21 protein-coding genes, 1 other RNA gene and 2 pseudogenes are annotated in these 19,650 nt (G+C 70.0%); 16 read left to right on the top strand and 8 right to left on the bottom strand.

Annotation, left to right across the window (positions count from 1 at the left end; all coding sequences use genetic code 11):
• Positions 1–210: 210 nt before the first annotated feature.
• From B9S64_RS12005 to B9S64_RS11995, 3 genes are all read left to right on the top strand, one after another.
• Positions 211–1,452, top strand: a complete 1,242-nt coding sequence (locus tag B9S64_RS12005) for a serine/threonine-protein kinase (RefSeq protein ID WP_103492708.1) — start codon at positions 211–213, stop codon at positions 1,450–1,452.
• A 69-nt stretch (positions 1,453–1,521) separates the two neighbouring features.
• Positions 1,522–2,628, top strand: a complete 1,107-nt coding sequence (gene prfB / locus B9S64_RS12000) for a peptide chain release factor 2 (RefSeq protein ID WP_028442832.1) — start codon at positions 1,522–1,524, stop codon at positions 2,626–2,628.
• A gap of 522 nt (positions 2,629–3,150) precedes the next feature.
• Positions 3,151–3,816 (top strand): PT domain-containing protein, encoded by a 666-nt coding sequence (locus tag B9S64_RS11995; RefSeq protein ID WP_103492707.1) that lies wholly within the window; start codon positions 3,151–3,153, stop codon positions 3,814–3,816.
• Between the two features lie 150 nt (positions 3,817–3,966).
• On the opposite strand, the gene B9S64_RS11990 is transcribed toward B9S64_RS11995, so the two are convergent.
• Positions 3,967–4,155, bottom strand: a complete 189-nt coding sequence (locus B9S64_RS11990; RefSeq protein ID WP_028442830.1) for a hypothetical protein — start codon at positions 4,153–4,155, stop codon at positions 3,967–3,969.
• A 261-nt stretch (positions 4,156–4,416) separates the two neighbouring features.
• On the opposite strand from B9S64_RS11990, the gene ftsE reads away from it, so the two are divergent.
• The 5 genes from ftsE (at position 4,417) to ssrA (ending at position 8,321) form a co-directional block, all read left to right on the top strand.
• On the top strand, positions 4,417–5,106 hold the full coding sequence (gene ftsE, locus B9S64_RS11985) for a cell division ATP-binding protein FtsE (RefSeq protein ID WP_028442829.1): 690 nt from the start codon (positions 4,417–4,419) through the stop codon (positions 5,104–5,106).
• Positions 5,107–5,129: 23 nt separating this feature from the next.
• Positions 5,130–6,050: a permease-like cell division protein FtsX gene (gene ftsX / locus B9S64_RS11980; protein WP_028442828.1), complete on the top strand. Its 921-nt coding sequence runs from the start codon at positions 5,130–5,132 to the stop codon at positions 6,048–6,050.
• Positions 6,051–6,118: 68 nt separating this feature from the next.
• Positions 6,119–7,306 (top strand): S41 family peptidase, encoded by a 1,188-nt coding sequence (locus B9S64_RS11975; RefSeq protein ID WP_103492706.1) that lies wholly within the window; start codon positions 6,119–6,121, stop codon positions 7,304–7,306.
• 18 nt (positions 7,307–7,324) lie between these two features.
• Positions 7,325–7,813 (top strand): SsrA-binding protein SmpB, encoded by a 489-nt coding sequence (gene smpB, locus B9S64_RS11970; RefSeq protein WP_028442826.1) that lies wholly within the window; start codon positions 7,325–7,327, stop codon positions 7,811–7,813.
• A 120-nt stretch (positions 7,814–7,933) separates the two neighbouring features.
• Positions 7,934–8,321: a transfer-messenger RNA gene (gene ssrA / locus B9S64_RS11965) on the top strand.
• Positions 8,322–8,433: 112 nt separating this feature from the next.
• Here the strand turns inward: ssrA and B9S64_RS11960 are convergent.
• From B9S64_RS11960 to B9S64_RS11945, 4 genes are all read right to left on the bottom strand, one after another.
• On the bottom strand, positions 8,434–8,784 hold the full coding sequence (locus B9S64_RS11960; protein WP_037749752.1) for a beta/gamma crystallin domain-containing protein: 351 nt from the start codon (positions 8,782–8,784) through the stop codon (positions 8,434–8,436).
• 336 nt (positions 8,785–9,120) lie between these two features.
• The gene (locus B9S64_RS11955) at positions 9,121–9,582 is read right to left on the bottom strand and encodes an NUDIX hydrolase (RefSeq protein ID WP_103492705.1); all 462 of its coding nucleotides are present in this window, start codon (positions 9,580–9,582) and stop codon (positions 9,121–9,123) included.
• A complete protein-coding gene (locus B9S64_RS11950; RefSeq protein WP_103492704.1) occupies positions 9,579–10,838 on the bottom strand; it encodes a DegT/DnrJ/EryC1/StrS aminotransferase family protein in 1,260 nt (419 codons plus the stop codon). The genes B9S64_RS11955 and B9S64_RS11950 overlap by 4 nt, the downstream gene beginning before the upstream one ends.
• Positions 10,835–11,836, bottom strand: coding sequence for a Gfo/Idh/MocA family protein (locus tag B9S64_RS11945; protein ID WP_103492703.1), 1,002 nt, complete (start codon positions 11,834–11,836; stop codon positions 10,835–10,837). The genes B9S64_RS11950 and B9S64_RS11945 overlap by 4 nt, the downstream gene beginning before the upstream one ends.
• A 208-nt stretch (positions 11,837–12,044) precedes the next feature.
• On the opposite strand from B9S64_RS11945, the pseudogene B9S64_RS35005 reads away from it, so the two are divergent.
• A pseudogene (locus tag B9S64_RS35005) lies at positions 12,045–12,248 on the top strand (helix-turn-helix domain-containing protein); the annotation flags it as partial.
• Positions 12,249–12,488: 240 nt separating this feature from the next.
• A complete protein-coding gene (locus B9S64_RS11940; RefSeq protein ID WP_258037975.1) occupies positions 12,489–13,427 on the top strand; it encodes an XRE family transcriptional regulator in 939 nt (312 codons plus the stop codon).
• Between the two features lie 152 nt (positions 13,428–13,579).
• Here the strand turns inward: B9S64_RS11940 and B9S64_RS11935 are convergent, their stop codons facing one another.
• Together B9S64_RS11935 and B9S64_RS11930 are read right to left on the bottom strand one after the other, a co-directional pair.
• Positions 13,580–13,786: a DUF397 domain-containing protein gene (locus tag B9S64_RS11935; RefSeq protein WP_103492702.1), complete on the bottom strand. Its 207-nt coding sequence runs from the start codon at positions 13,784–13,786 to the stop codon at positions 13,580–13,582.
• Positions 13,783–14,652 (bottom strand): helix-turn-helix transcriptional regulator, encoded by an 870-nt coding sequence (locus B9S64_RS11930; RefSeq protein WP_103492701.1) that lies wholly within the window; start codon positions 14,650–14,652, stop codon positions 13,783–13,785. Before B9S64_RS11930 ends, B9S64_RS11935 begins: the two co-directional genes overlap by 4 nt.
• 226 nt (positions 14,653–14,878) lie before the next feature.
• On the opposite strand from B9S64_RS11930, the pseudogene B9S64_RS35535 reads away from it, so the two are divergent.
• The 4 genes and pseudogenes from B9S64_RS35535 to B9S64_RS11915 form a co-directional block, all read left to right on the top strand.
• Positions 14,879–15,232, top strand: a pseudogene (locus B9S64_RS35535) (ATP-binding protein); the annotation flags it as partial.
• 70 nt (positions 15,233–15,302) lie between these two features.
• The gene (locus B9S64_RS34165) at positions 15,303–15,500 is read left to right on the top strand and encodes a hypothetical protein (RefSeq protein WP_146060151.1); all 198 of its coding nucleotides are present in this window, start codon (positions 15,303–15,305) and stop codon (positions 15,498–15,500) included.
• A gap of 43 nt (positions 15,501–15,543) precedes the next feature.
• The gene (locus B9S64_RS11920) at positions 15,544–15,753 is read left to right on the top strand and encodes a hypothetical protein (RefSeq protein WP_037877498.1); all 210 of its coding nucleotides are present in this window, start codon (positions 15,544–15,546) and stop codon (positions 15,751–15,753) included.
• Positions 15,754–15,879: 126 nt separating this feature from the next.
• Positions 15,880–16,287: a DUF6193 family natural product biosynthesis protein gene (locus B9S64_RS11915; RefSeq protein ID WP_219818804.1), complete on the top strand. Its 408-nt coding sequence runs from the start codon at positions 15,880–15,882 to the stop codon at positions 16,285–16,287.
• 103 nt (positions 16,288–16,390) lie between these two features.
• Here the strand turns inward: B9S64_RS11915 and B9S64_RS11910 are convergent, their stop codons facing one another.
• Positions 16,391–17,542: an MFS transporter gene (locus B9S64_RS11910; protein ID WP_103492711.1), complete on the bottom strand. Its 1,152-nt coding sequence runs from the start codon at positions 17,540–17,542 to the stop codon at positions 16,391–16,393.
• Positions 17,543–17,841: 299 nt separating this feature from the next.
• Here B9S64_RS11910 and B9S64_RS11905 point away from each other — a divergent pair, with 299 nt between their 5' ends.
• Together B9S64_RS11905 and B9S64_RS11900 are read left to right on the top strand one after the other, a co-directional pair.
• Positions 17,842–18,837, top strand: coding sequence for a LysR family transcriptional regulator (locus B9S64_RS11905; protein WP_103492699.1), 996 nt, complete (start codon positions 17,842–17,844; stop codon positions 18,835–18,837).
• A gap of 143 nt (positions 18,838–18,980) precedes the next feature.
• A complete protein-coding gene (locus tag B9S64_RS11900) occupies positions 18,981–19,649 on the top strand; it encodes a hypothetical protein (RefSeq protein WP_103492698.1) in 669 nt (222 codons plus the stop codon).
• The last annotated feature ends 1 nt before the right edge of the window (position 19,650 follow it).

Here is a 19,650-nt window from a genome sequence, read left to right as displayed (position 1 = left end):
GGGCGGACGGCGCTACGTTCGAAACACGCCCTGGGGCGGACGGCGCCACGTCCGGGACACGCCCTGGCGGCCGTCCGGTGTCTTTGTCGACTTCCGCGGGCCGAATCCGCCCGCGGAAGCCGACGTCGGCGCTGCCCGTCGCACGCAACACCCCGATCTCCGCGTAACTTTGTCGCCGGGGGGTCAACGCCAGCCGCTGAGGGAGCAGTCTTGGCACGGAATATCGGCAGCCGGTACACCGCCCACCAGATCCTGGGGCGCGGCAGCGCCGGAACGGTGTGGCTCGGCGAGGGACCGGAGGGTCCCGTCGCGATCAAGCTCCTCCGTGAGGACCTCGCGTCCGACCAGGAGCTCGTGGGCCGCTTCGTGCAGGAGCGCACCGCCCTGCTCGGACTCGACCACCCGCACATCGTCGCGGTCCGCGACCTCGTCGTGGACGGCAACGATCTGGCGCTCGTCATGGACCTGGTCCGGGGCACCGATCTGCGCACCCGCCTCGACCGCGAGCGGCGCCTCGCGCCCGAGGCCGCCGCGGCGATCGTCGCGGACGTCGCCGACGGCCTGGCCGCCGCCCACCGCGCCGGGGTCGTCCACCGCGACGTCAAGCCGGAGAACATCCTGCTCGACATGGAGGGTCCGCTCGGCCCCGGCGGCGCGCACCCCGCCCTGCTCACCGACTTCGGGGTCGCCAAGCTGATCGACACCCCGCGCCGCACCAAGGCCACCAAGATCATCGGTACGCCGGACTACCTGGCCCCCGAGATCGTGGAGGGCCTGCCGCCGCGCGCCGCCGTGGACATCTACGCCCTGGCGACGGTGTTCTACGAACTGCTCGCCGGATTCACCCCGTTCGGCGGCGGCCACCCCGGAGCCGTCCTGCGGCGGCACGTCACCGAGACCGTCGTCCCGCTGCCCGGCATTCCGGAGGAGCTCTGGCAGCTCCTCGTGCAGTGCCTGGCCAAGGCGCCGGCCTCCCGGCTGCGCGCCTCGGAGCTGGCGGCCCGGCTGCGCGAGCTGATCCCCCTGCTGGCGGGGATACCCCCGCTCGACGTGGACGAGCCGGAGGCGGTCGGGGCCGGACCGCAGGCGTACGACGAGCAGCAGTACACCCCCGCCCCCGAGGAACCCCGCCGCCGTGGCGCGGTGCCGCTGGTCCCCGGCTCCTCCCCGGACTCCAACCGGGACACACACACGAGCATGCGGGTCCCGGCCCCCGACGAACTGGCGGGAGGCCCCCTGGGCACCGCGCGCGCCCCGCGTGCCCCCGGCCGCCCCCGGCCCGGCTCGGCCCGCAACCGGTCCGCCGCCGTCCGCAAGCGCCGTATCACCCTCGGTGCCGCGGTGATCGCCCTGTGTGCGGCGATCGGGGTCGGCGGCTGGCTCGCCGCCGGTGGCGACGATTCCGGTACGGCCCCCGAGGACACCCGGAACTCCGCGCCGGCGGCCCCCTGAGGGCGCCCTGCGGGGACCCGGCGGCGGGCGGCGGGACAGGTTCGCCCGTGCAGCCGTTACGCTGGACCCGTGGCAGTCGTCGATATTTCCGAAGAGCTGAAGTCCCTCTCCTCGACCATGGGGTCGATCGAGGCCGTCCTGGACCTCGATGCGCTGAGGGCCGACATCGCCGCGCTCGAAGAGCAGGCGGCGGCGCCGTCCCTCTGGGACGATCCGGAGGCGGCGCAGAAGATCACCAGCCGGCTTTCGCACCTCCAGGCCGAGGTCCGCAAGGCGGAGACCCTGCGCGGGCGGATCGACGACCTCGGGATCCTCTTCGAGCTCGCCGACGACGAGGACGACGCCGACGCGCGGGCCGAGGCCGAGTCGGAGCTGGAGTCCGTCCGCAAGGCGCTCGACGAGATGGAGGTCCGCACCCTCCTGTCCGGTGAGTACGACGCCCGGGAGGCGCTCGTCAACATCCGGGCCGAGGCCGGGGGCGTCGACGCGGCGGACTTCGCGGAGAAGCTCCAGCGCATGTACCTCCGCTGGGCCGAGCAGCACGGCTACAAGACCGAGGTCTACGAGACGTCGTACGCGGAGGAGGCCGGCATCAAGTCGACCACCTTCGCCGTGCAGGTGCCGTACGCCTACGGGACGCTCTCCGTGGAGCAGGGCACCCACCGCCTGGTGCGGATCTCGCCCTTCGACAACCAGGGCCGCCGCCAGACGTCCTTCGCGGGTGTCGAGGTGCTGCCCGTGGTCGAGCAGACCGACCACATCGAGATCGACGAGTCGGACCTCCGGGTGGACGTGTACCGCTCCTCGGGCCCCGGCGGCCAGGGCGTCAACACCACGGACTCCGCGGTGCGGCTGACCCACCTGCCCACCGGCATCGTCGTCTCCTGCCAGAACGAGCGCTCGCAGATCCAGAACAAGGCGTCCGCGATGAACGTCCTCCAGGCGAAGCTCCTTGAGCGCCGCCGCCAGGAGGAGCAGGAGAAGATGAACGCCCTCAAGGGTGACGGCGGCAACTCCTGGGGCAACCAGATGCGTTCGTACGTCCTGCACCCGTACCAGATGGTCAAGGACCTGCGGACCGACTTCGAGATCGGCAACCCCGAAGCGGTGTTCAACGGCGAGATCGACGGCTTCATCGAGGCGGGCATCCGCTGGCGCAAGCAGAACGAGAAGTAGCCGTCCCCGTACGGCGGCCGGGCCCGGACAGAGACCTCTGTCCGGGCCCGGCGCTTTTCCCAGCGGCCCTGCGGAGTGGCCGAGTTGGGGACGTGGTGTGGCGAACGGGTCACAGTCGTGACGGTGAATACCCGTCAAGAGCCGCCATACCGGCCCGTATGCCCCGGAACGGCCTTGACGTTCTCCTTAACTCTGGACAGGGTGCTAGGGCTGTCCCGTAATCCGTGGTGGATCAGCGCACGGCGTCAGATGCGGTACATCGCAAGGCGGAGGGACGTCCGCATACTGGATGTATTCGGGCGTTCCGACAACGCGGCGAGGTGCCGTAGCTGTCGTCGTGCGCCCGCCAGGGATCACGGGGCAGCCCTTAGGGCAGCGCGCTTATGTCTGGGACAGGTGTGAACGGGGGCGGAGCGGGATGGACACGCATGGACGTGGCCCCGCGGAGCGAGTGACCCCGCAGGGCCGTGGACCGCATAGAGCTGCTCCAACGACGAATTCAGCTACTGGGGGTAGCAACAGATGACGAAGAAGACGCGAGTCCGCGTCGCGCGGATAGCCGCGGGCGCGGTTATCGCCGCAGGTGCCTCCCTGACCGTCACGGGTGTGGCGCAGGCCGCCGGCCTCGTCGAGATCGGTGTGGACGCCGGCTACGACGACCCGACCAACCCGGGCGAGTCGACCGAGGAGCCGCCGAACCCGGGGGAGCCGACCGAGGGTCCCACCGAGGAGCCGCCGAACCCGGGTGAGCCCACGGGCGAGCCCACCCAGGAGCCCACCGAAGAGCCGACCGGTGAGCCCACGCAGGAGCCCACCGGCGAGCCCACCGAAGAGCCGACCGGTGAGCCGACCCAGGAGCCCACCGGCGAGCCCACCGAGGGTCCCACCGGTAAGCCGACGGAGAAGCCCGGCACCAGCGGCGGCTCCACCGGCGGCAACGGCGCCGTCGGGAACGGCGGCGGTGGCGACTGCACCGTCGACGCCAACGGGGTGGCCTGCGCGGACAACACCGACACCGACAGTGTCGGCAACCAGCCGGTCGAGCAGGGCAAGGGCAAGGACGAGCTGGCCGAGACCGGTGCGGCCGAGACCACGTTCCTGCTGGTCGGGGCCGCGACGATGATCGCCGGTGGTATCGGCTTCCGTATCCTGCCGCGTCTGGCCGGCGGGAACCGCACGGCCGCCTGAACGCCGTAGGCCGTACGCAGACGTACACGGACGTACGTGGAAGGGCCCGGGAGAGGCTTCACACCTCTCCCGGGCCCTTCCGGGTGTCCTGCGGTGTCAGCGGGCCGTACGCGCCCGCCTCGGGGCGCCGTGAGGGCGCCGCGGGACCGCTCAGGCTGCCTGGTGCGCCAGCAGCGCCAGCGCCGCCACCAGGACGACCATCAGCGCCACCAGCATCGCCGGGTTCAGCCCGGCGAACGGACCCTGGTCCATCCGCTCCCGGCTCGCCCGGCAGACACGGCAGCGGCCCTCGGCCACGGGCGCCGCGCAGTTCGCGCACACCAGTCGGTCATAGGTCACGCGCATTCCTCCTCCCGCGTGGCGGAGCCGCCTGTACGCGTTCTCTCCGTACAACGTTCAAGGAAACGCAACCGTTCCCCCTCCCACTCTGCCAGCTCGAAAGGGATTCGGCGCGGCCCGGTGGACCCGGGTCCGGCACGCCCCGGTTCGTACCCCACCGCGTTTCCGAACAAATCACTCATTGGCGGACGCCGACTGCACGCCCTACCCCCATTCGCGTATGGTCACGCACACCTATTCCCGGCCGACCGTGGTGCATCCGTGATCCGATTCGACAACGTCTCCAAGACCTACCCGAGGCAGAGCCGCCCCGCTCTCCGGGATGTCTCACTCGACATCGAGAAGGGCGAGTTCGTCTTCCTGGTGGGGTCCTCGGGCTCCGGCAAGTCCACCTTCATGCGGCTCATCCTCCGTGAGGAGCGCGCCAGTCAGGGCATGGTCCACGTCCTGGGCAAGGACCTGGCACGGCTGTCCAACTGGAAGGTGCCGCAGATGCGCCGCCAACTGGGCACCGTCTTCCAGGACTTCCGGCTGCTGCCCAACAAGACGGTCGCCCAGAACGTGGCCTTCGCCCAGGAGGTCATCGGCAAGCCGCGCGGTGAGATCCGCAAGGCCGTGCCGCAGGTGCTCGACCTCGTCGGGCTCGGCGGCAAGGAGGACCGGATGCCCGGCGAGCTCTCCGGTGGTGAGCAGCAACGGGTGGCCATCGCGCGGGCGTTCGTCAACCGCCCCATGCTGCTGATCGCGGACGAGCCGACCGGCAACCTCGACCCGCAGACCTCCGTGGGCATCATGAAGCTGCTGGACCGGATCAACCGGACCGGCACCACCGTGATCATGGCCACCCACGACCAGAACATCGTCGACCAGATGCGCAAGCGCGTCATCGAGCTCGAACAGGGCCGTCTCGTACGTGACCAGGCGCGCGGCGTCTACGGCTACCAGCACTGAGCATCGAGTACTGAAAGGACGCCATGCGCGCCCAGTTCGTCCTGTCGGAGATCGGCGTCGGTCTTCGTCGCAACCTCACGATGACCTTCGCGGTCGTGGTCTCCGTCGCCCTCTCGCTCGCCCTGTTCGGCGGCGCGCTGCTGATGCGCGAGCAGGTCAGCTCGATGAAGACCTACTGGTACGACAAGGTCAACGTATCGATCTTCCTCTGCAACAAGAACGACGCCAAGGACGTGCCCAAGTGCGCCAAGGGCGCCGTCACGGCGGAGCAGAAGGCCGAGATCAAGGCCGATCTCGAAAAGATGGACGCCGTCGAGAAGCCGGTCCTCTTCGAGACGGTCGACGAGGCGTACAAGCACTACCAGGAGCAGTTCGGCGACTCGCCGATGGCCGGCAACATCACGCCGGACCAGATGCAGGAGTCGTACCGGGTCAAGCTGAAGGACCCGCAGAAGTACAAGGTGGTCGCGACGGCCTTCGCGGGCCGTGACGGGGTGCAGTCCGTGCAGGACCAGCGCAGCATCCTGGACAACCTCTTCGAGCTGATGAACGGCATGAACGTGGCCGCGATCTTCCTGATGGGGCTGATGCTGGTCATCGCGCTGATGCTCATCGTGAACACCGTCCGCGTCTCGGCGTTCAGCCGGAGACGGGAGACGGGCATCATGCGGCTGGTGGGGGCCTCCGGCTTCTACATCCAGATGCCGTTCATCATGGAGGCCGCCTTCGCCGGACTGATCGGCGGCGTCCTGGCCTGCGGTCTGCTGCTGGCCGCCCGGTACTTCCTGATCGACGGCGGTCTCGCGCTCCAGGAGAAGCTGAACCTGATCGACTTCATCGGCTGGGACGCGGTGCTGACCAAGCTCCCGCTGGTCCTCGCGATCGGGCTGCTGATGCCCGCCGTGGCCGCTCTGTTCGCGTTGCGCAAGTACCTCAAGGTGTGACCATTGCCCCGTGCGGCATGCGGCCAAGGCGCCGTGTGCCGGCGGGGCGTTGTCCTACACTCAGGCTCATGCCGGGCCATACGCACCGTTTCGGACCCCGTGGCCTCGGCCGCGGGGCGGCCCTGACCTTGGTGTTCGCGAGTGTGCTGGCGACCGCGGCGGCCACCGGGTCCCTGCCCCGCGAGGACGGCGAGGGCACCGAGATAGAGGCGCGGGCCGTCTCCTCCACCGTCGCACCGGTGGACCGCGAGGAGGTCGCGCACGCCGCGGCCGACGCGGAGGCGGACGGGAAGTCCGGCACCGACGCCGCCGAGGAGGTCGTCAGCCGCAGCGGGGACCGCTGGGGCGCGGTGTACGACGAGCGGGAGTACGAGGAGTTCGAGCGGGCCCTCGACGGCACGTACACCGGCGTCGGCCTCTCCGCGCGCCGCACCGCCCACGGAGACGTGGCGGTCACCCGGGTCCAGCCCGGCGGGCCCGCCGACCGGGCCGGGGTACGCCCCGGCGACCTGCTCCGGTCGGTCGACGGCCGGACCGTCGAGAAGCGCCCCGTCGCCGAGGTGGTCGCCCTGCTGCGCGGGGACCGCGAGGAGGCGGCCGTGGGGACCGAGGTCGCCCTCGGGCTCCGGCGCGGCGCCCACACGTGGTCCGCGACCCTGCGGCGGGCCCGGCTCAGCACCGAGCCGGTCACCGTGCGCAGGCTGGGGCACGATCCGGCCGCCGCCGTACTGATCAAGGTGGCCGCCTTCACCAAGGGCACGGGCGGCAAGGTCCGCGAGGCCGTGGACGCGGCCCCCGTGGACGCCGGGATCCTGCTGGACCTCCGGGAGAACTCGGGCGGCCTGGTCGCCGAGGCCGTCACCGCGTCCTCCGCCTTCCTGGACGGCGGCCTGGTCGCCACCTACGACGTGCACGGGGAGGAGCGCGCCCTGTACGCCGAGCCGGGCGGCGACACCGAGCGTCCCGTGGTGGTCCTGGTGGACGGCGGCACGATGAGCGCCGCCGAGCTGCTGACGGGCGCCTTACAGGACCGTGGGCGGGCCGTGACCGTGGGCAGCCGTACGTTCGGCAAGGGGTCCGTCCAGATGCCCAGCAAGCTCCCGGGCGGTTCCGTGGCCGAGCTGACCGTGGGGCAGTACCGCACGCCCGCGGGCCGCAGCGTCGAGGGAAGCGGCATCACACCGGACGTGGGGGCGGGCCCGGAGGCCCAGAAACGGGCCGAGACGGTATTGAGTGGCCTCGGGGGTGGGTCGTAGTGCGAAAATGACCGCACTATGGCCAAGGAAAAAGACACCGGGCGCAAGATGATCGCGCAGAACAAGAAGGCGCGGCACGACTACCACATCCTCGACACGTACGAGTGCGGCCTCGTCCTCATGGGTACGGAGGTCAAGTCGCTGCGGATGGGCCGGGCGTCGCTGGTGGACGGCTTCGTCCAGATCGACAACGGCGAGGCGTGGCTGCACAACATCCACGTCCCCGAGTACGTCCAGGGGACCTGGACCAACCACGCCGCCAAGCGCAAGCGCAAGCTGCTCATGCACCGGGCCGAGATCGACAAGCTGGCGTCCAAGTCACAGGAGACGGGACACACGATCGTGCCCCTGGCCCTGTACTTCAAGGACGGCCGGGTCAAGGTCGAGATCGCGCTCGCGAAGGGCAAGAAGGAGTTCGACAAGCGGCAGACCCTGCGGGAGAAGCAGGACACGCGGGAGACCAACCGCGCGATCTCGGCGGCCCGCCGGCGGCAGCGCCAGGGCTGAGGCCCCTGGCGGGCGTGGCGCGTGCCCGGAGCCACGGGAATACGGTGGCATCCGCGTGCGTTGGTCACGTACGATGGGCCGTGCACCCCACAGAGGGTGCGCGGATTGAAAAATCAACATGGGGATGATCGGTTTCGACAGCGGATGTCGAAGCAGGGGAAGCGAGTCGAGGAAGCGGCAATGATCTCGTTAACCATATGTCGCAACCAATAATCGCCAACACCAAGCGCGATTCCTCCGCCTTCGCCCTCGCTGCCTAATTAGCAGCTAAGCGAAGACTCTGCGGAGTGTCAGCCCGGGGGTGATCCCGACCCGGATCCTGGCATCATCAAGGGATCTAAACTTCTGAGTCCGGTCACGGGTCTCTGAAGGAAATCAAACAGTGACTGGGCCTGTCGGAGGCTTGTTCGCGTGACCTCCGGGGCCGAGAAAAGCGAAGCGAACTGCACTCGGAGAAGCCCTGGTTCCGCACCGTTGGACGCGGGTTCGATTCCCGCCATCTCCACCACCCCATGTAAGCCTCCGCCCCGCGAGTTCACTCGCGGGGCGGAGGCTTTTCTGCGTCGTGCGGGACCTGACGACCGGCCGGGGGCTCGTCACGTCCCCGGCCGGAGGAGGACCTAGAGGATCTCGATGGCCTTGACCTTCGGCGTGTTGTTGTACTTGACGTTGTTCCAGCGGGCGATCTTCACGACGTCGCCGTTGGCGTCGTAGTACTTCACGTCGTTGTTCCCGGTGGAGATCTGGTCGACCCACCAGCCGCCGAAGTCGGTCTTCCCCCGGTTCGCGTAGCAGTCCACGCTCTGGCGCCCGTTCATGTGCGACCAGATCTTCAGGAAGCCGGCGTCGGGGTCACAGGTGACGTGGTCGATGGCGGAGGCGGTGGTGAGCGGTCCACCGAGGGTGAACGCCGCGGCGGCCGCCAGCGCGAGGGCCAGGGTGCGCGGAACGTTCCTCGTCCTTGAGAACATATTTTCCTTCGATTCGGATGCGAAATCGATGGCCCACCATGCCGTTGTGGGCTGATCGGCGCTGAACACGCACCAGGCATCCTAGGAAGCAATACGCCTGTTCAGGAGAAATCGAGAACAAACCACCTGAACGTGGGTATCCGGCCTTATGGGTCGAAGCCCGGCTCTCGGGGCCCCGGTCTTCGAGGGCCGGGCCGCGGATTCCGGGCCCCGGGACCCGAGCGGTACGCGTGTTCAGGCGGCCAGGGACCGCCGCCCGCTTCGGACAGCCCGCCAGTCAGCAGGTCGACGGGGGCGCTGAAGTGTCCCGGACGACATCGTCCGCCGCTGTATTCATCATGCGCTTTTCTCTCGCCAGATCGCGAGCACGTCACGAACCGCACTGGAGACCCGCTCCTGTTCCGTACGGTCGGCCCACAGGTGTGCGTCATGTTCGGTGAGCCTGACGGTGTCGCTCTCACGGGTGACGCGCGCGGTGAAGTTGAACTGGCGAGTCGTCTTGCCGCTCTTGGAGAGGTAGTCGAAGTGCCCGAGGTAGGTCCCGATCGCAGCGACCGTGAGACCGGTCTCCTCGGCGACTTCCCGGTGCAGGGCCCCGGTCAGGGTCTCGCCCGCGTCGACGCCGCCGGACGGCAGCTCCCACAGGCCGCCGAGGTAGTCGTCGGTGGCCCGGTGCAGCAGCAACACCTGGCCTGCTGCGGTGGAGATGACGGCGCCGACGACATGCTTGGTGATGCTGTCGGCGTCTGCGGCATGGATGAGGTCGCCCAGCAGGGCGGCATCGACGGGTGCGTTCACTTCACGAGGTCCTTGTGGTGTTCGGCGACCTTGATGATGGCTGCCGTGTACACGTCGGCGAGGTGGAGGTCTTGGTCTCGGTGCCACACCGGGAGTTTCACCGTGCTGCCGTGTACGCGCTGCGCGGTGGTGAAACTGTCGTCGGGAGGACCTTGGTGGTCAGAGTAGCCGGGGAGAAGCGCCCCGGGTGTATGGAACAGCGGGTGATCGCCGAGAGCTCGGGTCGCGCCGGGAAGGTCGGTCTCGTGGGCGCCCTCGGCGTGAACAGCTTCGAGGAACCGTTCGACGGACAGGCCGGCGAGCTGGTCCGGACGGTAGCGCAGGGGCAGCGCGTACCAGGCCGGACGGGCATGGGGCGGCAGGTGCGGCACCTCGATGCCGGGCACGTCACGCAGAGCCCGCCGCATACGGTCGGCGACCACTTCTCGTCCGGCCAGATAGCCCTTGAGCCGGGGGAGTTGGGCCTGTGCGAGTGCCGCTGCCAGGGGGTGAATGCGCAGCTTGAGTCCCATGCCGGTGACTGCGTACGGGGCAAGGGCGTGGTTGGCGGGGATCTCACGGCGGCACCGCTTGTTGTACTGGCCGTGCAGCAGGACCCGGTAGTACAGCTCGGTGTCGTCGGTGGCGACGAATCCGCCCTCCCCGGCGGAGAGCGGCTTGGGTCCATTCATACTGAAGGCCGCGGCGCGGCCGAACGAGCCGACCGGCTGCCCGCGCCAGGTGGCTCCGTGGGCGTGGGAGCCGTCCTCCAGCAGCGTCAGGCCGTGCCGGGTGCTGAAGGAGGTGAGCGCGTCCATGTTCTCGGGCAGCCCCCACAGGTGGACGGCGACGACGGCCTTTGTCCGCGCCGTGACGCGGCGGGCGGCGTCGTCGAGGTCGAGCTGCCCGCGCGCGTCGACATCGGCGAGCACAGGACGGGCGCCGAGGTGGAAGAGCGGGGTGGCTGTGGCGTGAAAGGTGAGCGCCGGCACGATCACCTCGTCACCTGGTCCGATACCGGCAGCCGCGTACATCGAGTGCAAGGCGGCTGTCCCCGTGCACGTGGTGACGACGTGGCGGACGCCGAGGAAAGACCTCAGGGAGTCCTCCAGTTCGGCGACGACGCCGGAGCAGTCGGGAACAGATACCGCAGACAGCAGTTGGCAGGTGACCGCCGCGACGTCGCGGTCCTCGATCGGCGGCCAGGCGAAGTGGGGGCCAGGTGCCTCGATGACGGGTGGACCGCCGAAGAGGGCGAGGACCGAGGTGGGGCTCACAGCAGGTACTCCTTCGGGTCGGCAGGCATGCGGGCGGCTTGGGAGGCGTAGGCGGCGGCCAGGAACGCGGCGTGCGCCACGTGCGCGCTGGGACCGGAGGGGTTGGTCCGCTCGCCGTCGAGTACACGGCAGAAGCAGTCGATCTGCGTGGTCGCGGCGGAGGGCCAGGCCGGTTCACGGGTAAAGGACTCGATCAGCTGCCCGTCCGGGGCCAGGCGCCGTACCCGTCCTCGCTCGATCATGACCGCGCCGCCGGGGCCGGTCACTGTCAGATGTTCGGTCTTCGGTCCGGCGGACCGGGAGATGAGAAGGGAGCCGTACAGGCCGGAGTCGTAGGCGAGATGGACCAGCGCGGTGTCCTCGGCGTCGTAGTTCGCCTCGGGACGGGCGGCTGTGGAGGTGTCGGCCAGGACACGGTCGGGCAGGCCGAGGTACCAGACGAGCAGGTCGATGAGGTGATAGCCCATGTCCATCAGGGCTCCGCCACCGGCCAGGCGGGCCCGGCCGCGCCAGCCGGCGGCCGGGTCGGGGCAGTGGAAGGTGTAGCGGCCCTCGACCAGGTACGGCTGCCCGATCTGCTCAAGCAACTGCACCGCCGCGGCGTAGACCGGGTGGAAGCGGCGCTGGACGGTGACCATCAGCTCGATGCCGGCCTTGTCGCACAGGCCAACCAACGCGGCGGCCTCGGCCGGGCCTGTGGCGAAGGGCTTTTCCTTCATCACGTGCACCCCGGCCGCCGCGCAGGCCTCGATGACCTCACGGCCGGCGTGGTGAGGAACCGCGACGACGGCGAAGTCCGGGTGTACGTCATCCAGCAGGGAGCGGATGTCGGTGAAACCGGGCACGCGGTGCTGCTGGGCCTGGGCGGCGACCTTGCTGGGGTCGGTGTCGCAGACCGCGACGAGTTGGGCGGACCGGGAGCCGGCCAGCCCCGGTAGGTGGTCGTCCAGGGCCTGGTGGCCGAGCCCGATGACGGCTGCTCTCCTGGGTACGTTCATTCGCGTTCACACCCCTCGCTGAAAAGCATGTCGGCCCGCCTGCTGCGGGCCTTGGCATGCTCCAGAGCACATCAACCGGTCAGGCTTGTGGCAGGGGCGCTGCCGTGGCATGCAAGGCCGTTTGCATCGGGTGCAAAACGACTGTTGCCGCCCGGTGGCCCGGTCTACGGTGAGCGGGGGGCCAGCTCAGCTGTCGACGGGGGCGTGAATGCCAGTCAGCGCGGTTCGTGATCGATCCGAACGGCCGGAAAATCACGGTGAGTTGATCCGTCGCAGACGCCGAGCCCGTGGCTGGACGCTCGCTGAGCTCGGTGACCGGACCGGCTACTCCGCGTCCCAGATCTCCCGGTACGAGCGGGGCCTTTCGCCGCTGTCCGACATCGACGTCCTCCGGCGCTTCGCCGATGTGCTCGACATTCTGCCCAAGGAGTTCGGCCTTGCCGCGACTTCGCCCCCTACCCAGACCCGACACGGATACCGTGTCGTCCCCGGTCCGGCGTACCCGCGTCTTCCCGGGCCTAGGGTGGGACGAACCCAGCGGGAGGAGGGCGAGGACCCAGTGCGGCGACGTAAGTTTCTCGCTCTCTCGGCCGTGGCAGCCATCGGCGCCTCGCTCCCGGCATCGGGGGCAGCAGCGGCTCAGGACGTCCCGGTGGGGCAGCTCCTCGTCGGCGGTCTACGGGATGCGATGCTCGGTATCGGCCAGGACCACGAACTGCCGGCCCCCGAGCGGTTGCCTGTCGAGCTCGCTCGCGTGCACGCTGACTTCCACACCTGTCACTACACCGACCTCGCTGTCCGCCTGCCCCGCCTGATCCGTGCCGGACACGCGCTGGGACCCACCGACAAGGGAGATCACCTCGACCTGCTCGGGCAGAGCTACCTCCTGGCGACCCGCATACTCGTCAAGCTCGATGAGCAGCAGCTCGGCTGGATGGCAGCCGACCGCGCCCGCCAGATGGCTGAAGCCGCCGGACATCCCCTCGTGGTGGCGGAAGCCGCCCGGAACCTCGCTGTACTCGCCCGCCGCGCCGGCTGGGAGGACCAAGCCCTGTCGATCGCGCTCAACGCCGCCGAGGATCCGGCCCTTCGCACGTCCCGCAGCGGCGCTGCCGAGCGCGGCTTGTTGATCCAGTCAGCCGCGTACAGTGCCGCGAGGGGCGGCGACCGGGAGGGGATGCGGGGGCTGACGGACGAGGCCGCCGCCATCGCGGCCGCCCTTGGCGGCACCACCGCACTGCGTGATCACGGCGGCGGCTTCGGACCAGCCACCGTGCAGCTCCACCGCATCTCCGCCGAATTCGCCACTGGCGACCCCTCCGCGGCCCTGGCCGCTGCCCGTGCACTGCCGCCGCAGAGCCTGCCCAGCGTGGAACGCCGGGCGCGCTACTACACCGACGTGGCGTCCGCCCTGGCCCAGCGCGGACGCCGGGACGAATGCGTGCGCTCGCTCCTGGCAGCCGAGCACCAAGCACCACAGGAGACGCACTCCCGACCCGTGGTGAGATCCCTCATCTCCGGACTCCTGCTGTCCGGCCGCACCACACCCGAACTCCGCGCCCTTGCTGCGCGCGCAGGTGTCCTCCGATAGCCGCACATCGGTTTCAGTAGCCGGTCCCGCGCATGCGCTACGGACTGCGGGGGCGAGCTCTCGTTGGACCCGGGTGTTGCCAGGTACGGGCAGACGGGCCGGGTCCCAAGGACGTCATCCGTGGGACCCGGCCCGTCGCGGGCCGGCGCTGGTCAGGCGGTGCCGTGGCTGTCCGTCTTGACGCTGTCGGTGAAGGCGGACCACTGGGTGGGGGAGAAGAACAGGTGGGGGCCGTGCTGGTCTTTGCTGTCGCGGACCGCGCGGCCGCCGTCGGAGAGGGGGGCCACCTCCACGCAGTTGTCCTGCGGGCCGCTGGCGGTGGACTTGACGAAGGGGCCGACGAGAGTGGGGGTGGTCATGATTGCTTCCTCTGGTCTTGTTCGCGGCGCATCAGGGTCATGATGTCGGTGATGCGCGTCAGTGATTCGGCGGGGCTCAAGGCGCCGGCTCGGAGGTTGTCGAAGGCGTCAGAGAACGCGTCGAGTTGTCCGGGCTGGTCCATGAACAAGGTCCCGGTCAGGTTGGCCACGCAGGCGATGCTGGGGTCCGCCGGGAAGTCGAAGAGGACGAACGAGCTGTGGACACCCGCGTGGGCGCCCGCCTCGAACGGCAGGACTTGCAGCGTGATGTTGCTTCGCTCGGTCAGCCGGGTGAGGTGGTGCAACTGGTCGAGCATCACCGTGTATCCGCCCACGGCCTGCCGCAGCGCACCCTCGGTCACGATCGCCCACATCTTCGGCGGCTGCTCGCCGTCGAGAATGGCCTGCCGCTCCATCCGTACCTTGATCAGTGAGTCCACATGCCCGGGTGGCAGGACGGCTGGGTTGGCCATGGTGATGTGACGGGTGTAGTCCGGCGTCTGCATCAGACCCGGCACGATCATGCCCTCGAAGGTGCGGATACCGGCCGCTGTGCCCTCCAGCGCGATGAAGTCGCGGTACTCACGCGGCAGCGCGTCCTCGTAGGCGATCCACCAGCCACGGGACTTGGCGTCCTTCGCCGCGTCCAGGAACGCCGCGATCTGCTTCTCGTCGGTGACCTCGTAGAGCGCCAGCAGAGCCTTGAGGTCCGTGCGGGAGACGCGGACGTCTCCGCTTTCTATGCGGCTCATCTTGGACTGGGAGAAACCGAGTTCGGAGCCGACCGCCTCGGCTGTCAGGTCGGCCTTCCGGCGCAGTTGCCGCAGGTCGGACCCCAGACGGCGGCTCCTGATCGTCTGGCCCATCACGCTCCTCGAATCTGTCGGGGCTCAGTGTGCCCGCTGGCCGGGCACAAGCGCCAGCAAGCAATCGTGCATGTATGCGAAAAGCATAGTTGCAAAAAGGGAGTATGCGGCGCTACCGTGACAGGGTCGATCACGCACCGTCACTCCATTGTGGCGATGCGTGGCAACACCCGTGGTGAGAGCCGGTATTCGCCAGCCTTCGCCACCCGCCGAGAGGTGAACTCTGGTGCTCAACGAAGAGCGGACCTTTGTCTTTCCGGCCGTGGAGAAGTGGGTCCCGGAAGCTAGGAAACGTGTGCGAAGGGTGGTATGTGGCTGGGGGTTCACGGACGAGCTTTCGGATACGGCCGAACTGCTCGCCAGCGAACTCGTCACCAACGCCGTGCTGCACGCCACGGGCGGCAGCTCCTGCCGGGTGATCTGCGCGCGCTCCGGCGCCGTACTCACGGTCAGCGTCATCGACCACGGCGTCGGTGTCCCGGTACTGCGTCAGGGCTCCGCCACGGAGCCGGGCGGCCGGGGGCTGTTCCTGGTGGCGAGCCTCGCCGACGACTGGGGTGTGCGCCCGGTGCCGCGCGGCAAGGCGACGTACTTCGTGCTGAAGGGAAACCGGGGCGCGGCCGGCGGCCCCCACGCGGTGGAGGAGTCCGGTGGGCGAGGAGACGGGGGCGACGCCGGGACTGCGTGTACCGCTGGCCAGGACGGAACCGGGTGGGTACGTCCTGCTGTTCGGGCCGGACGGCGAACGGCGCGAGGCGGTCACCACGGCGCAGCTCATGTCGCTCGTGGTGGAGGCGGCCGGTGAACTCGGACTCGCCCTCGCGGCACCCCCACCACGTCGAGACTGACGTCCTGGCACCCACATCCGGCGAAAAGAGGCGGCACGCGGCTGTGGAACGACCGACGGCGAACGGCGACGCGCTCAGGGAAGGCGACCTGGCGGCACGGGAGTTGGCCGACGCGCTGAAGCTGGCGGGCATCACCCTGCCCTCACTGCGCGGTGACTTCCCCACCGTCACCGACCAGCCGCTCGTGCATCTGGGCGGGGCGTCGGCCGCCCTGGTCCGCGAACTGGCCGCCTGGATCCGGCAACGGGCCTGACCGCACGCAACGAGTGCCGACGTTCCCGGTCCCGGGGTCCTGGTCCGAGGGCTCCCGGAGCCGGGCCGGGAGCGATCAGGGCTGCCTCGGCCGTCGAAGCCGTAGGACCACCTGCACAATCACGGCGTGACCAACACCGTCGAAGCGGCCTGGCGCAAGATCCTTACCACGGTCGGCGAACCTCGTCGGCCGGAAGGATCACTGCTTTCGGCGCCGTTCGCCGAGCTGGTGCGGGTGGCCCACGCCGAGCCGCTGCTTCGTCAGCTCCACCCCTGGACCGGTATGTGGGAGCTGCACTTCAGCAGGTGTACGGAGATGCGCCACACCTGGGACATCCCCTACATCGGCACACTGAAAGACGGCCGGTACTACGTCGAAGGACCGAGCCGGAGCAGTCCGAGGATCGCCGAGACGGACAGTGCGCAGGCCGCGGTGGCGTTGGTCGTCGAGCACCTGCCACCGCACTGTGGCCCGGCCTTTCTCGGCAGCGCGGAGGAACTGGCCGCTTACGAGGAGGAGCGAGACGGAGGGTAGAAACGTAAAGACGCGTGCGTCCATGGTCGGGTCGGAGGCGACGGTGCCCGTGGCCGCGCGGGGCGGCCCGTCGTTCCGTACCCACCGGACCGGCCACGCCTGGTCAGCGGCTTCCCTTCCGCCGCGTCGCGTACCCGGCCACCGCGATGACCAGGGCCAGGGCCGCCGCGCCCAGAGGTGCCGTGTAACCCGTGACCGTACCGGTGTGCTCCACCAGCCAGCCGCCCGCCGCCGAGCCCGCCGCTATGCCGCCGAGCAGGGCGGTGACCGCGAGCGTCATGCCCTCGTTGAGCTGCGCCTGTGGGGTGACGCGCTGGATCAGGGTCATGCCGGTGACCATGGTCGGGGCCGTGGCCGCGCCCGCCAGGAGGAGGCAGCCGGCCAGGACGGGGATCGAGCCGGTCGTGGTGGCGGCCAGCAGGGGAAGGGACATGAGCGCGGTCATACAGGCCAGACAGAGCAGCAGCCTGCGGTGTACGTCCCCGGTGGGGCGCAGCGAACCGTAGACCAGGCCCGCCACACAGGACCCCGCGGCCTGGAGCGCGAGGATCGCGCCCCCGGCGTGGGCGATGGAGACGACCTCCATCGAGCCGAACACCGCCCCCGTGGCGAGGAAGACGGTCAGCAGCGCGGGCATCTGGGGGCTGCGGAGCGGGGAGGCGGTGGCCGTCGTGCGGGGGGCCACCGGTGGTTCGGTCGCCCGTTGCGCGGCGAAGATCAGGACGCCGGTCATCAGCAGGACCGCCCCGGTCAGCGTCCCGGCCTCCGGGAAGAGCGCCCCGCACAGGGTCGCGGCCAGCACCGGGCCGAGCATGAAGCAGAGTTCGTCCGCCGCCTGCTCGAAGGAGTTCGCGGTGTGCAGGGCCGCCGGGTCGCCCCGGTGCAGATGGGCCCAGCGGGCACGGGACATGCCGCCGGTGTTCGGGGTGGTCGCGGTCGCGGCGTACGCGGCGAAGAGGGTCCAGACCGGGGCGTCGAAGCGTACGCACAGCACCAGGGTCAGGGAGCCGAGCACGGCGAGCGCGGTGGCCGGGACCGCGATCCGGGCCTGGCCGTACCGGTCGACCAGCCGGGCCGTCCACGGCGCGACCACGGCGGTCGCGGCGAGGCCCGTCGCGGTGACCGCACCGGCCAGGGCGTACGAGTCGTGGGCTCCGGCGATCATGATGACGGCGCTGACGCTGAACATGCCCATGGGCAGCCGGGCGAGCAGGTTGCCCGCCGTGAAGGCGCGGGCGCCCGGGGTGGCGAGCAGCCGGAGGTAGGGGTTGCGGGCGGACGCGGGGCGGGCGGTGACGCTTTCCGGGGCCGACGCGTGGGCCGGTGCCTGGGACGGCGCGTGGGACGGTTCAGGGGTCGGTGCGTCGGACGTTGTCGCGTGGGCCGGTGCGAGCGCCGATTCCGGGGCCGGTTCGCGGGATGTGCGCCCGGACGGATTCCGGGACGTGGGCTGGGACGTTTCCTGGGACACGGAAGCAGCCTGGTGGCGGGGTCCCCGTGCCGTCCAACACCTGATCACCACCGATTCACGCACCCGCGTTGTAAATTCGGGGGGTGACCGTTCCCGACACCGATCCCCGGCTCCTGCGCTCCTTCGTGGCCGTCGCGGAGGATCTGCACTTCACCCGGGCCGCCGCACGCCTCTACGTCGCCCAGCAGGCGTTGAGCCGGGACATCCGGCGGCTGGAGCGTGAGCTGGGCTGCCCGCTCTTCGTCCGTACCACCCGTCAGGTGGCACTCACCCCGGACGGCGAACGCCTCCTGCCGTACGCCCGCCGGGTCCTCGACGCCCACGCCGCGCTCACCACCGCCTTCGCCGAGCCGGTGACCCGGCCCCTGCTCGTCGATCTCAACACCGACGGGATGACCGCCGCGAGGGTGCTGGCCAGGGCGCGGGAGCTCGCACCCGAGTGCGAACTGATGGCGCGCTTCGAGAGCGGGCTGACCTGGGCGGCCGGCGAGGTGCTCGCCGGGCGGCTCGACGTCTCCTTCGGCCGGGCCGCCGGGCTGGATCCCGCCGTCCTCTCCCGGCTCTCCGTACACCCGGTGCGGTACGAGCCGATGGCCGTGATGCTCCGCGACGATCACCCCCTCGCCGGGCGTGAGGTCGTCACCCCGGCCGATCTGTCCGGGGAAACCGTCTACGCGGGGGCGGGCAATACGCGCACCCTGGAGTGGACCGATCTCGCGGAGCGCCTTTTCGGCGACTGGGGCATCGCCCTCGCCCCGCCCGCACCGCTCGCTGTCGGGGTGGCCGAATTTCAGCGTGTGATGTCGAAGACCGGTCACCCTGTGCTGGCGGTCGTGGACTTTCCGCCACTGCCCGGAACGGTGGTGCGGCCCTTGGTACGGCCGGTTCCGCTCTCCCCGCTGCTGATGGTGTGGCGAAGCGGAGCGCATCATCCCGGTTTGGTGGCACTTCGCGCGGCGGCGGACGAACTCGCTGCCAGGGAAGGGTGGATGGTGCAGCCAACTGGATCATGGCTGCCCGACACCGATGCATCACTCATGCGTCACCGTTGCAGAACAACACCAGCGGCCGGGGCCTGACGGCCACCGCCGTGCGCTACATTCAGGTCTCCGGTGCGTAGCGGCAGGGGGCCGTGAATCGACGCGGGGGCGTCCGACTCATGGCAAGAATCCAGACAATTCCCACGCGCCTGTTTCATTGAGTGGGGGAAGTGCAAACAGCTGTGGACAATTGGCGCGAAGGAACTCGCACCGGGCATACCCATGAGCCGAACGACGTCACCATCCGCCTCGACGGGCTCGGGCGTCAGCTCGCCGACCTGCCGGTGGAGCCCAGCCCTCCGGACCCCTCGGACGGTCCGGTCTTCGTCGACGAGAGCGGTCGTCGCAGCAAGACGTACCGCCGCCTGGGCTGGCTCCTCGCCACGATCTGCGCCGTCTACGCGGTCACGCTGGTGGCGGCCGTGCTCGGCGGGAACTCCAGCGCCCCCTGGCTGCCGATAACCGGGCAGGAGGAGAAGCAGGGCGAGGAGGTCGAGGTACACCCCGCGCAGTCCGCCAGTACCGGACCGGCGACCGAGTCCCCCGGCGCCACCCTCGGCCCCTCCGCCTCGACCGCGGACACCGGCACGGTCGCGGATCCGGGCGGTGGCGTCCCCGCCTCCGCACCGGGAACCGCGGCCGGTACGGGCGCCTCCGCGTCGAAGAGCCCGGCGCTGCCCTCCGGCGGTGAGACCGCCGCCGAACCGGGCGCCGACCCCTCGGCCTCCGCGTCGGACGCGGACGTCCCCACCACACCGGTGACGGAACCAGCGGATTCCGGCGGGCCCCCGCCGACCCCGTCCTCGGCCCCCTCGGAAGCAACGACGCAACCACGTGAAGGTGCTCAGTAAC

Origin of the sequence: Streptomyces sp. SM18, assembly GCF_002910775.2 — a bacterium.
Classification (GTDB): Bacteria; Actinomycetota; Actinomycetes; order Streptomycetales; family Streptomycetaceae; genus Streptomyces; species Streptomyces halstedii.
Note: the sequence above shows the minus strand (reverse complement) of the source record. Positions and strands in the feature narration are given on the sequence as shown.

Bases quoted from the DNA above. Each gene is read 5' to 3' on its own strand.
- ftsX (WP_028442828.1), top strand. From the start codon at position 5,130: ATGCGCGCCCAGTTCGTCCTGTCGGAGATCGGCGTCGGTCTTCGTCGC.
- B9S64_RS11935 (WP_103492702.1), bottom strand. From the start codon at position 13,786: ATGACCACCCCCACTCTCGTCGGCCCCTTCGTCAAGTCCACCGCCAGC.
- B9S64_RS11975 (WP_103492706.1), top strand. From the start codon at position 6,119: ATGCCGGGCCATACGCACCGTTTCGGACCCCGTGGCCTCGGCCGCGGG.
- B9S64_RS11945 (WP_103492703.1), bottom strand. From the start codon at position 11,836: ATGAACGTACCCAGGAGAGCAGCCGTCATCGGGCTCGGCCACCAGGCC.
- B9S64_RS11960 (WP_037749752.1), bottom strand. From the start codon at position 8,784: ATGTTCTCAAGGACGAGGAACGTTCCGCGCACCCTGGCCCTCGCGCTG.
- B9S64_RS11930 (WP_103492701.1), bottom strand. From the start codon at position 14,652: ATGGGCCAGACGATCAGGAGCCGCCGTCTGGGGTCCGACCTGCGGCAA.
- smpB (WP_028442826.1), top strand. From the start codon at position 7,325: ATGGCCAAGGAAAAAGACACCGGGCGCAAGATGATCGCGCAGAACAAG.
- B9S64_RS11995 (WP_103492707.1), top strand. From the start codon at position 3,151: ATGACGAAGAAGACGCGAGTCCGCGTCGCGCGGATAGCCGCGGGCGCG.